Below are 11,277 nucleotides of genomic sequence, written 5' to 3'. Positions count from 1 at the left end.
GCAGCGGATCCGCAGCTAGCGGACCCCGAGCAGGTCCACGACGAAGATGAGGGACTCACCCGGTGCAATTGCCGAGCCGGCTCCCCGGTCGCCGTAGGCCATGTGGGAAGGGATTTCCAGCCGGCGGCGTCCGCCGACCTTCATGCCAAGCAGGCCCTGGTCCCAGCCCTGGATAACCTGGCCGATGCCGACCGTGAAGTCGAGCGGGGCGCCGCGGTTCCAGGACGCATCAAACTCTTCACCGGTGGAAAAAGCCACGCCCACGTAATGGGTGGAGACGGTATCTCCGGCCTTTGCCTCGGCGCCGTCACCGACAATGATGTCTTCGATGACGAGATCCGTCGGAGCATCGTGCTCCGGGAAATCGATCTCCGGCTTCTGGCGGTCGTATTCACGCTTTCCGAATGACATGGAACTCCTTCGTTTTGGGACTGCCAGCAATCCTATCCGGATTGTCCGGTTACTTGGCCTCGAGGATGTCTACGACGAAGACCAGGGTTTCGTTCTGGAGTTCGTTGCCCTCAGCCGATCCGTAGGCGGTGGCAGGCGGAGCCACGATCAGGACCTGGGATCCTACCGTCTTGCCGGCCAGGCCGTCGGTCCACGCGGAAATAACCTGGTTCAGGCCGAAGGAAGTGGGCGCACCCCGTTCCCAGCTGGAGTCGAAGACGGAGCCGTCGGACCACTTGACGCCGTGGTACTGCACGGTGACCGTGTCGTCAGCCTCCACTACCTTGCCGTCGCCCTTCTTGAGCTCCTGGGCGATCAGCTCGGTGGGCGCTTCTCCCTCCGGGACGGTGATCGTGGGCTTGCCGTCGTCATCCAGGGTCACAGTGGGCTGGCCTTCGACCGGTTCGACGTCGGTGCCCCAGGCACGCGTCGGAATGTCGCGTGCGCCGGTAAGCGTGAAGACGATGAACTGCGTGGCAGTGCCTGCCTCTTCGTTGCCGGGAACGTAGTAGGCGAAGTCCGAGCCGACGGGAGCGCCGACGAGGGCGCTGTACATCTGCTCATTGCCCTGCTTGAGGGTCTCATCCACGGCAATGTCTTCGGCGGTTTCCGCGGTGTAGGTTTCCTGGCCCGCTTCGCCGCTTTCGGGATCCATGACTACCAGCCGCACGGAAGCGGTCTGGCCGTCAACCAGTTCCTCGCCGTCGCCGTCGTTCACCCGCACCAGCGTCGGTTCTTCGGCTGAGAGCGGGGTATCAAACTCCACCGTGGGGACGGCACCGTCACCGTTGGAACTGACCTTGACGGAGGAGAGCGGTTCGCTGCTGCCGTCTCCGGAGCATGCAGTGAGCAGCAGGAGGGCGGGCAGGAGCAGGGCTAGTACTTTGCGCACAGTACTTCTTTCAGTGGCGGACAAATGTCTTCTGCCGGCAGCGTGGGAGCACGGAGGTGCCCGCACCCTCTCCGGGCAGCAACACCAACCCTAACGCCTCCACCTGAAAGGAGCCTAGATCCGGTCCGGAGGCCTTGCGTCCGTGAAGCCGGCTCAGAGCGTGGACAGCAGCGCTTCGACCCTCTCGTCCACTGCAGCAAACGGGTCCTTGCACAGGACCGTCTGCTGGGCCCGGTCGTTGAGCTTCAGGTGGACCCAGTCCACCGTGAAGTCGCGGTTGGCAGCCTTGGCACGGCGCACGAAGTCTCCGCGCAGCTTGGCGCGGGTGCTCTGCGGCGGCACGTCAACGGCTTCCTTGACGGCGCTGTCGTCAACGACGCGGGCTGTTTCGCCGCGTGCCTGCAGGAGGTAGAAGAGCCCCCGGCGGCGGGAAATGTCGTGGTACGTGAGGTCGATCTGGGCCAGGCGGGGTGATCCCATGTCCAGTCCGCCCCGCTCCGCGTACCGGTCCACCAGTTTCTTCTTGATGGCCCAGTCGATTTCCGTGTCGATCCCCGAGGTGTCCCCGGACTCCACGGCGTGGAGCGTCCTTTCCCACAAATCCAGCACGCGCGGCACGTGGCGGTTGTGGGGGCCGTTGTCCTGCACGAAGTCCTGCACCCGGTCCAGGTAGATGTGCTGCAGTTCCAGCGCCGTCATCGTGGAACCGTTGGCCAGCTTCAGCGGTGCCGAGCCGGTGAGATCATGGGAGATCTCGCGGATACTGCGGATCGGATTCTCCAGGCGCAGGTCGCGCATGATGACCCCCGCCTCAATCATCCGCAGCATGAGGTCCACCGAACCGACCTTGAGCATTGAGGTGGTCTCGGACATGTTCGAATCCCCGGCGATCACGTGCAGGCGCCGGTAGTGCTCGGCGTCGGCATGCGGTTCGTCCCGGGTGTTGATGATGGGCCGCGAACGCGTGGTGGCAGATGAAACGCCTTCCCAGATGTGGTCAGCCCGCTGGGAGAACGCGTACAGGGAACCTGACTGGGTCCGCAGCACTTTGCCGGCGCCGACCAGCAGCTGGCGGGTGACCAGGAAGGGGATCAGGATGTCTGCCAGCCGGGAGAACTCCAGCCGCCGCGGAATCAGATAATTCTCGTGGCTGCCGTAGGAGTTGCCTGCGGAGTCGGTGTTGTTTTTGAACAGGTAGACGCTGCCGTTAAACCCCTCCGCCGCGAGGCGTTCCTCGGCCTCGTCCACCAGGTCGTCCAGGATCAGCTCCCCCGCACGGTCATGGGCTATCAGCTGCGCCAGGTCGTCGCACTCTGCGGTCGCGTACTCCGGATGCGAACCAACGTCCAGGTAGAGCCGGGACCCGTTGGTGAGGAAGACGTTCGAGGAACGCCCCCAGCTCACCACTTTCCGGAACAGGTACCGGGCAACCTCCTCCGGGGAAAGCGGCCTTGAATCCGGTCCGGAGTAGGCAATCCCGAATTCGGTTTCGACACCGAAGATCCTGCGTTCCATCAGTCTCCCTCCGCGCTGGAAAGCAAGCGGTCCAGCTCAACGGTTCCTATCCTGCGGAACGCCCTGACGGTTCCCCGGGTCGAAAGCGGATCACGGTCAAGGACCGCGACCTCCAGCAGACCGGCACCGAGCACTTCCGTTCCCTGCGCCGGGTCCTGTGCCGCCGCATCGACGGTCTGCCCTGCCTGGCCCGCAGCGACTTCCGGCGGCCGGCGGGTGGCGGCAAGGGCGCGCACCGCCACCTGGATCGCTTCGTTGAACGTGGTGTCCGGGGACCAGGTGCGCGCCAGCGAGTCGTTGACTATTTCCGCCTGGCCGCCCATGACGACGTAGTTGCTTTCGTCGGCGATTGAGCCGTCGTAGGTCAGCCGGTAGAGGTGGTCTGCGTATGGTTCCCTGCCCACCTCGGCGACGGCCAGCTCCACTTCGAAGGGCTTGCCCTCGGCGGTGAAAACGGAGCCCAGGCTCTGGGCGTAGACGCTGGCCAGTCCCCGGGCCGAGACGTCCTCCCGCGCATAGGAGTAGCCGCGGACGTCCGCGTAGCGCACGCCGGCCTGGCGCAGGCTCTCGAACTCGTTGTACTTGCCCACGGCTGCGAAACCGATGCGGTCGTAAATTTCACCGAGCTTGTGCAGCGACGGTGAGGGGTTCTCGGCCACAAACGCGATCCCGTCGCGGCAGGTCAGCACCACTACCGAACGGCCGCGGGCGATTCCCTTGCGAGCGAAATCGGCCCGGTCCTTCATCAGCTGTTCGGGTGAGACGTAGAACTGCTGTGTCATCTCCTAGGCCTCCCGTCCGGCAACTGAACGGCGGGCAACCAGGTCCTGGGCGAGCTGGCTGAGTTCCCGTTCCGGGATCTCGCGCATTCCTGCGGAGTTGACCACGTAGACCACGGGCCACAGCTGCCGGACCAGGTCCGGCCCGCCCGTGGCGGAGTCGTCGTCGGCGGCGTCATAGAGCGACTCGACGGCGATCCGCACCGCTTCGTCCTGGTCCAGTCCGGGGCGCCAGAGCTTCTTGAGGGCTCCCCGCGCGAAGACGGAACCGGAGCCCACGCTGTGGTGCTCATATTCCTCGTACCGGCCGCCGGTCACGTCGTAGGAGAACATGCGGCCGGTGTGCCGTTCGGTGTCGAAGCCGGCGAAGAGGGGAATGACCGCCAGGCCCTGCAGGGCCAGCGGGAGGTTCTGGCGGACCATAGCCGCGAGCCGGTTGGACTTGCCATCCAGGCTCATCGGAGTGCCCTCGATCTTCTCGTAATGCTCCAGCTCCACCTGGAAGAGGCGGATCATGTCCAGGGCCAGGCCGGCGGTTCCCGCGATGCCCAGCACGGAGTAGCTGTCCGCCGGGAAAACCTTGCGGATATGCCGGCTGGCGATCATGTTCCCCATGGTTGCCCGCCGGTCCCCCGCCATGAGTACGCCGCCGGCGTACGTCAGGGAGACGATGGTGGTGGCCTGGGGTGCTGCTGCCGATGCCGATCCTGCTGGGGCTGTTCCGAGCCTGCGGGCCGAAGGGAGCAGCTCCGGGTGGTGGCGGCTAAGGTGTTCGCTGAAGGATGACCCCGCCTCTGCGGCCACCGTGTGTGCAGGATCCGTTGGCACCATCCGCTACTGACCGCCCTTCTGGATGAACCCGCGGACGAACTCTTCGGCGTTGTTCTCGAGCACGCCGTCAATCTCATCCAGCAGGTCGTCAACACCTTCGGTCTGGGCTGAAGCCTGGTCTGCCGGCTCTGCTGCGGGGGGAGAAGTCTCTTCGGTCTCCTCCACTTCCTGCGGACGTGCTCCGGTATTCCTGCGGTCCTGGGTTGCCATGATGCCTGCCCTTTCCGGCTGACGCCGTGCTGCGGAATGTGTCCTAGGTCCTATGGTGCCACGGTAGGTTCCGGACCGGTCAGGAGACGGGTCACAAAATCCTCCGCATCTGCGGAAACATCAAACAGCTCTCCCGTGAGTTCCCTGGTTCCCCGGAGCGGCTCCCGGGTGGGGATGCGCTGCAGCCTGCGCCGGGACGGGAGCTCGAAGATAATCGAGTCCCAGCTGGCCCCGATCACCTCCGCCGGGAAACGGGTGATGCACCGCCCGCGGAAATACGCCCGGGTGTCTTCCGGCGGCTCTGCCACGGCGGCCGCTATCTGCTGGTCGGTCAGGATCCGCTCCATCTGCCCGCGGGCCGCCAGCCGGTAATAGAGGCCCTTTTCCGGGCGCATGTCCGAATACTGCAGGTCGATCAGGTTCAGCCTGGCATCGTTCCAGGCCAGCCCGTCGCGGTCCCGGTACGCCTGCAGCAGCCGTAGTTTCGCAACCCAGTCCACCTGCGCGGACGCGGACAGAGGATCCCTCTTGAGGGTCCCCACGACCGATGTCCACCGGTTCAGGATGTCCTCCGTGGCGGCGTCGGCCCCGCCTTCCCTGCGCGCATGGGCAGCCGCGGCTTCGAGGTACATCTCTTGGAGGTCCAGTCCGGTGACGCTCCTGCCGTCCTTCAGCTCCACCAGCACGGTGAGGGTTGGATCGTGGCTGATGGCCTGCAGGGCAGCCACCGGATCCCGGAGCTCGATCTGCGGAGCTGCGGCGTCCTCGATCATGGAGAGCACGGCCGACGTCGTTCCCATCTTCAGCAGCGCCGAAACCTCGCTGAGGTTTGCATCGCCGATAATCACGTGAAGGCGCCGGTACTTTTCCGCAACGGCATGCGGTTCGTCCCGGGTGTTGATGATCGGCCGCCGGATAGTGGTTTCCAAACCCACTTCGGTTTCGAAGAAGTCGGCCCGCTGGCTCAGCTGGTAACCCTGCCGCTGGTTGCTGGTACCGATTCCCACGCGCCCGGAACCGCAGATCACCTGCCGGGAGGCAAAGAACGGCAGCAGTCCCGCTACCAGCCGCGTAAACGGCACACTGCGCGGAACAAGGTAGTTCTCGTGAGCGCCGTAGGAGACACCCTTGTTGTCGGTGTTGTTCTTGTACAGGTGGACAGGCGCGAAACCCGGCGTCTTGGCGATATGCCGCATCGCCGTAAGCACCACGGCGTCACCCGCCTTGTCCCACAGCACCGCGTCATGCGGATTGGTGGTTTCCGGCGAGGAATACTCCGGGTGGGCATGGTCAACGTACAGCCGTGCACCGTTACCCAGCACCATGTTCATCAGCACTGAGTTGTCTTCCTGCTCCCCGTACAGGGCAGAGGGTCCCCCGCCCTCCATGGCGATCTGCTCGGCGTCCAGCACCGGAGGCGCGTCCGTCAGCTGGGTGGGGTCCGCCGCCGTACGCGGCACGGTGTACCCGCGGGCGTCGTTCAGGGGTGCTTCATCCGTGTAGTCCCAGCGCGTGCCGGAAAGGTTGCCCAGTCCGGCACGGACACTGGCAGCGTAGGCGTTGACTACCTGGCTGGAAAGCACGGTGGCGTTCGCGTTCGGCAGGGCCGGAGCGAGTACGCCGTACTCAGTCTCCGTGCCCATTACCCTGCGGACCGTCACAGATACTGCCCCGGGTTGGCCGCAGTCTCGATGGTCCGGCCCGGTTCCTGCCCCGCCTTGCCCTGGATGATCGTGCGGATATAGGTGATCCGTTCGCCCTTCTTGCCGGAGATGCGCGCCCAGTCGTCCGGATTGGTGGTGTTCGGCATGTCTTCATGCTCACGGAACTCATCGACGACGGCGCGCATCAGGTGCTCGATGCGCAGGCCCCGCTGGTGCAGCATCAGGAAGTCCTTGATCGCGTACTTCTTTGCCCGGTCAACGACGTTCTGGATAACTGCCCCGGAATTGAAGTCCTTGAAGTAGAGCATCTCCGTATCGCCGTTGGCATAGGTGACTTCCAGGTACTCATTGGACTTGTCCTCGGCGTACATCTTTTCCACCGTCCGGCGAATCATTTCCTTGACGGTGGCTACCGGGTCGTAGCCGTGCTCAGCGAGGTCGTCGCGGTGCAGCGGCAGGTCCGGGGTGAGGTACTTGGCGAAGATTTCCCCGGCACCCTCGGCGTCGGGCCGCATGATCTTGATCTTCACGTCCAGCCGTCCCGGGCGGAGGATGGCCGGGTCGATCATGTCTTCCCGGTTGGAGGCGCCGATGACAATGACGTTCTCGAGTTTCTCCACCCCGTCGATCTCGCTGAGCAGCTGCGGAACAATCGTGGTTTCGACGTCGGAGGAGACGCCGGTGCCGCGGGTGCGGAACAGCGAGTCCATCTCGTCGAAGAAGACGACGACGGGGCTTCCGTCCGACGCCTTCTCGCGGGCCCGGGAGAAGATGAGGCGGATGTGCCGTTCTGTCTCCCCCACATACTTGTCCAGCAGCTCCGGACCCTTGATGTTCAGGAAGTAGCTGCGTGTCCCGGGCGTGCCGGTCTGCTCCATCACGCGGGCAGCCAGCGAATGGGCCACGGCCTTGGCGATCAGGGTCTTGCCGCAGCCCGGAGGGCCGTAAAGGAGGATTCCCTTTGGTGCCTTGAGCCCGTGCTCCCGGTACAGGTCCGGATGCATAAACGGCAGCTCCACTGCGTCGCGGATCTGCTCGATCTGCGGACCGAGGCCGCCGATGTCCGAATAGGAAATATCCGGAACCTCTTCCAGGACCAGGTTCTCCACTTCGCTGCGCGGGATCTTCTCCAGTGCGTAGCCGATTCGGGTATCCACAGTGAGGGCGTCCCCCACGCGTACCTTCTCCTTGACCAGTGGCCCGTTGAGCCGGACCACCCGCTCGTCGTCGGCCCGTCCAACTACCAGGGCCCGGTCGCCCTCCAGCAGTTCCTGGACCGTGAAAAGCTCCCCTGCTTTCTCGAATCCGAGTCCTGCCACGACCGTCAGGGATTCGTTGAGCAGCACTTCCTGGCCCGGAACTAGCTGGCCCAGGTCCAGCAGGGGGCTCACGGCTACGCGCAGTTTGCGTCCGGACTGGATGATGTCCACGCTTTCCTGCACGGTGGCCGTGGTGGTCACCCCCGGAGCGGCGTCCGTCCGCGGATTGACGGCAAGCACCGTCCCGAAACTGAACGGCGTGGCCCCCTCTTTCTCCAGGGCATCCTTCAGCCGGACGATCTCCGCCCTGGCCGTCTCCAGCATGGCCACGAGACGGGCATTGTTGTGGGTCAGCGCTGCGAGCTGGCGGTCCAGGTTCCGCAGCTTGTCCCGAAGAACGTTGAGCTGCCGCGATTCAGTGCCGTCAGTACCGTATCCGCTGTCCATTCCGCCGCCCATTGGGGCCCCGCTGGTGTTTTCCGCATCAACCATTTTCCGACCGCCTTCATCGCTTTGGTCCCTTCGTTTGACGATAACGCAGTGACGCACGCAATACACCGGGCGCGGCGTCTTGTGTTTCGCCGCGGCCCGGATAAGGGGCCGGTCCGTCCCGAAGGCCTAGGCTCGGGGGTCGCCGCTGCCGTGCTCCTCCTGGAAGCGTTCGGCCTTGGCCAGCGCGCCGCGCTGGATGGTGGAACTGGCGTCCTTGGCTGCCCGGCGCAGCTTCTTGTCAGAGACTTCGCGCTCTCCCACGGCCGCCGGCGTCCAGGCGTTGAGGTCCTCCTGGCTGAAGTCCGTCTTGGAGGCGCGGCGCTTGGCTACCAGGCCGGTAGCGCCTTCGGCCAGACGGCGGGCGGAGAGCAGGAAGCCGGTGTGGGCCACCATGCGGTGGTCCGGGCGGACGGCAAGGCCTTCGAGGTGCCAGCCGCGGACCATGGACTCCCATCCCTCCGGCTCGGTGAAGCGGCCGTCGGCCCGAATGGCCTCGGCGGTGCGGGAGAGCTGGGTGACAGTTGCGACGTAGGAAATCCAGACGCCGCCCGGTGCCAGCACGGTGGCTACCGCGTCGGTGCATTCCCAAGGCGCCAGCATGTCCAGAACTACCCGGTCCACGCTGCCAGGCTCCTGGTTCCGGACTACCTCGTCCTGGAAGTCGCCCAGGGTGATGTCCCACGCCGGGTGGGGGCCGCCGAAGAATGTTTCAACGTTGCCGCGGGCAATGTCCGCGAATTCCTCGCGGCGCTCGTAGGAATGCAGTGAGCCGTTGTCGCCCACGGCGCGGAGCAGCGAGATGCTCAGTGCGCCTGAGCCAACGCCGGCCTCCACCACGCGCGCACCGGGGTAGATATCGGCCATCGTCACAATCTGGCCGGCATCCTTCGGATACACGACGGCGGCGCCGCGCGGCATGGAAAGGACGAAGTCGGAGAGCAGCGGGCGAAGTACCTGGTACTGGTGTCCGGTGGTGTTGGTGACGATTGTTCCTTCGGGGACGCCGATTACCGCCTCGTGCGGAAGGTAGCCGCGGTGGGTGTGGAACGCACCGCCCTCGGTGAGGGTGATGGTGTTCCGGCGTCCTTTTTCATCGGTGAGCTGGACGCGTTCACCGGGCCGCAGCGGTCCGCGGCGCATGTCCGCGCCGTGCGCAGCGGTGGATTCGGGGGTACCCGGGTTGTTCATGAGTGGCTGTCCTTTTGTATCTAACGGGCTTGTCTGGATTGTCTGGCTAAGCCGTCAGGGACGGCGGTTCTGGGTTCTGCCGGTGATCGCGGCTACGACGGTGTCCTGGCGCAGGAGCCCCACTACAGCGCCTTCGCGGTTGATGACTGCGTACTCGCTGCCCTCAAGCTTGGACAGGTACGCAATGAGTTCCTGTCCACTGGCGGCGTCGGGAATATAGGCGCCGGGAGCAAGGGCGCGGGCGACGGCGCTGGCAGGCGTCTGGGCGGCGAGGTGTTCCGGTACCGCGAAGAGCGCTCCGGGGTCCACTACGGCCTCAGGCTGCCCGGTGGGGGCGGTGAGGACCAGGGCCGTGCCCGGCCCGGCTGCTTCCGCCGCCTGCCGGACTCCGGTGACGGGTGTTCCGGCAGGGAGCTGGAGCGCTGGTTCCATGAGCGAGGCAGCCGAGACGGACGGCAGCCGCATGCGCATCCGTGCATTGCTGATGGAAGCGCCTGCCCCCATCCACAGGAATCCTGATACCAGGGCCGTGATAAGCAGCAGGCCGAAGTCGGGAGTCCTGCCCTGCAGGAACGGCGGCAGGATGATTGCGGCTGCCAGTGCCGCGGCAATGATGCGCCCTGCCCAGCCGGCTGCGAGTGTCCCGCGGTCCTGGCTCCCGGTGGCCTTCCAGACAATCGTTTCCACGATCCTTCCGCCGTCCAGGGGAAGGCCCGGGAGGACGTTGAAGACGGCGACCAGGAAGTTCGCCCACACAAAGATCTCGGTCAGGAGCCCGGCGACCGTGCCAGGGTCCAGGAACACCAGCAGGCCGAGTCCGGCCAAAGCCAGCAGGAAATTGGCAGCCGGTCCGGCCAGGGCCACGACCAGCGACTTCCCGGGCGTAGCACGCACGTCACCGAACTGGGTGTGCCCGCCCCACAAAGTCAGGACGATCCGCGGTGTGGGCCAGTTCCAGGCCTTGGCTGTCAGCGCGTGGGCAAGTTCATGCACCAGGACCGAGAAAAGCAGCAGCAGCGCATACCCCAGCGCGACGCCGTAGGCTGCGGCGGTGCCCAGCCCGGGGACCGTTCCGGCCACGCGCGGGCCAAAAAGAAAAACGATAACCGCGGCAATGATGAACCAGGACCAGGCAAGGGTTACCGGGACTCCGCCTATCTTTCCCAGGGGAATGCCCTCGCTGCGCTGCGTGCGCGTCGGTTCCTGAGTCAACGTGCAGCTCCTTCCCATGCCGAGACCAGGCCTTCAAGGTCCCGTACTGTTCGGCCGGCCAGGGTGTCCCACTGGATACGCCGCGGGTCTGCCGGGAGTGCGGTGATGTGCGGGACTGCTACGGCACACAGCCCGGCGGCATGGGCGGAGGTGTACCCCGGATAGGAGTCTTCGAGCGCTGCACAGCGGGTTTTGGACAGGCCGGGGACCGCAGCGGCAAGCTGCTCGAAGGCCAGTTGGTAGGGGTCAGGGTGCGGTTTTCCGCGTTCGACCATCTCCCCCGTCACGAGCAGCCGGAAGGTGCCTTCCGGGAGTTGTCCGGCGACGAGCCGTGCCAGCGGCCCGGTGGACATCGTGACCATGGCGCAGGGAATTCCGGCGGTTGCCAGCTCTTCCAGGAGTTCGCGTGCGCCGGGGCGCCACGGGACCTGCCGGCTAATGTTCGCGGCCACCTTTTCGGTCAGAGCGGAGATGACTTCATCCACGGAGAGGCTGACCCCGGCCTGCTGGAGGCGCCGTGCGGAATACGGAAGCGCCTGGCCCACAAGCTCGACGGCGTCCTCGTCTGTCCAGGTTCCGCCGTGTTCGCGTACCAGGTACTTTTCTGCCTGGATCCAGTACGGCTCAGTGTCCACGATCGTTCCGTCCAGGTCCCAGAACACGGCCTGCAGCGCAGGTGCGGGTCCGTCAGGGAGGACGGGAGTTCCAGGCAGGGGCATAACGCCAGTCTACGTGGAGGGGCGCCGGATCCTCGCGCAGCGCCCGGGCTTCGGCGGCGCGCGGGA

Annotated in this window: 11 protein-coding genes; all 11 read right to left on the bottom strand. The window is 65.4% G+C overall.

The features are described 5' to 3' along the window. Positions 1-15: 15 nt before the first annotated feature. On the bottom strand, positions 16-411 hold the full coding sequence (locus ABFX29_RS01265) for an FKBP-type peptidyl-prolyl cis-trans isomerase (protein ID WP_152227925.1): 396 nt from the start codon (positions 409-411) through the stop codon (positions 16-18). Positions 412-460: 49 nt separating this feature from the next. Beyond that, on the bottom strand, positions 461-1,342 hold the full coding sequence (locus tag ABFX29_RS01260; RefSeq protein WP_152227926.1) for an FKBP-type peptidyl-prolyl cis-trans isomerase: 882 nt from the start codon (positions 1,340-1,342) through the stop codon (positions 461-463). A gap of 153 nt (positions 1,343-1,495) precedes the next feature. Beyond that, positions 1,496-2,857 (bottom strand): Pup--protein ligase, encoded by a 1,362-nt coding sequence (gene pafA / locus ABFX29_RS01255; RefSeq protein ID WP_152227927.1) that lies wholly within the window; start codon positions 2,855-2,857, stop codon positions 1,496-1,498. Next, entirely contained in the window at positions 2,857-3,639 is a 783-nt protein-coding gene (prcA, locus tag ABFX29_RS01250; protein WP_152227928.1) for a proteasome subunit alpha, read from the bottom strand. Before prcA ends, pafA begins: the two co-directional genes overlap by 1 nt. A gap of 3 nt (positions 3,640-3,642) precedes the next feature. Then, positions 3,643-4,467, bottom strand: a complete 825-nt coding sequence (gene prcB / locus ABFX29_RS01245; RefSeq protein WP_152227929.1) for a proteasome subunit beta — start codon at positions 4,465-4,467, stop codon at positions 3,643-3,645. Between the two features lie 3 nt (positions 4,468-4,470). After that, positions 4,471-4,677 carry a ubiquitin-like protein Pup gene (locus ABFX29_RS01240; RefSeq protein WP_152227931.1) on the bottom strand — a complete coding sequence of 69 codons (207 nt, stop codon included), beginning with the start codon at positions 4,675-4,677 and terminating at the stop codon, positions 4,471-4,473. Between the two features lie 50 nt (positions 4,678-4,727). Continuing rightward, entirely contained in the window at positions 4,728-6,320 is a 1,593-nt protein-coding gene (gene dop, locus ABFX29_RS01235) for a depupylase/deamidase Dop (RefSeq protein ID WP_152227933.1), read from the bottom strand. 14 nt (positions 6,321-6,334) lie between these two features. Next, positions 6,335-8,059 carry a proteasome ATPase gene (gene arc / locus ABFX29_RS01230; RefSeq protein WP_152228397.1) on the bottom strand — a complete coding sequence of 575 codons (1,725 nt, stop codon included), beginning with the start codon at positions 8,057-8,059 and terminating at the stop codon, positions 6,335-6,337. A 159-nt stretch (positions 8,060-8,218) separates the two neighbouring features. Continuing rightward, positions 8,219-9,280 (bottom strand): tRNA (adenine-N1)-methyltransferase, encoded by a 1,062-nt coding sequence (locus ABFX29_RS01225; protein WP_152227935.1) that lies wholly within the window; start codon positions 9,278-9,280, stop codon positions 8,219-8,221. 54 nt (positions 9,281-9,334) lie between these two features. Then, positions 9,335-10,510, bottom strand: coding sequence for a site-2 protease family protein (locus ABFX29_RS01220; protein WP_152227937.1), 1,176 nt, complete (start codon positions 10,508-10,510; stop codon positions 9,335-9,337). Next, positions 10,489-11,211, bottom strand: a complete 723-nt coding sequence (locus ABFX29_RS01215) for an HAD family hydrolase (protein ID WP_152227940.1) — start codon at positions 11,209-11,211, stop codon at positions 10,489-10,491. Before ABFX29_RS01215 ends, ABFX29_RS01220 begins: the two co-directional genes overlap by 22 nt. Positions 11,212-11,277 lie beyond the last annotated feature (66 nt).

Source organism: Arthrobacter gandavensis, from assembly GCF_039528575.1.
In the GTDB taxonomy this organism is placed as follows: Bacteria; Actinomycetota; Actinomycetes; order Actinomycetales; family Micrococcaceae; genus Arthrobacter_B; species Arthrobacter_B citreus_B.
Note: the sequence above shows the minus strand (reverse complement) of the source record. Positions and strands in the feature narration are given on the sequence as shown.

What these genes read in the sequence shown, in the direction of transcription:
- ABFX29_RS01265 (WP_152227925.1), bottom strand. Translation starts at nt 411, where the DNA reads ATGTCATTCGGAAAGCGTGAATACGACCGCCAGAAGCCGGAGATCGAT.
- pafA (WP_152227927.1), bottom strand. Translation starts at nt 2,857, where the DNA reads ATGGAACGCAGGATCTTCGGTGTCGAAACCGAATTCGGGATTGCCTAC.
- prcA (WP_152227928.1), bottom strand. Translation starts at nt 3,639, where the DNA reads ATGACACAGCAGTTCTACGTCTCACCCGAACAGCTGATGAAGGACCGG.
- prcB (WP_152227929.1), bottom strand. Translation starts at nt 4,467, where the DNA reads ATGGTGCCAACGGATCCTGCACACACGGTGGCCGCAGAGGCGGGGTCA.
- ABFX29_RS01240 (WP_152227931.1), bottom strand. Translation starts at nt 4,677, where the DNA reads ATGGCAACCCAGGACCGCAGGAATACCGGAGCACGTCCGCAGGAAGTG.
- dop (WP_152227933.1), bottom strand. Translation starts at nt 6,320, where the DNA reads ATGGGCACGGAGACTGAGTACGGCGTACTCGCTCCGGCCCTGCCGAAC.
- arc (WP_152228397.1), bottom strand. Translation starts at nt 8,059, where the DNA reads ATGGGCGGCGGAATGGACAGCGGATACGGTACTGACGGCACTGAATCG.
- ABFX29_RS01225 (WP_152227935.1), bottom strand. Translation starts at nt 9,280, where the DNA reads ATGAACAACCCGGGTACCCCCGAATCCACCGCTGCGCACGGCGCGGAC.
- ABFX29_RS01220 (WP_152227937.1), bottom strand. Translation starts at nt 10,510, where the DNA reads ATGGGAAGGAGCTGCACGTTGACTCAGGAACCGACGCGCACGCAGCGC.
- ABFX29_RS01215 (WP_152227940.1), bottom strand. Translation starts at nt 11,211, where the DNA reads ATGCCCCTGCCTGGAACTCCCGTCCTCCCTGACGGACCCGCACCTGCG.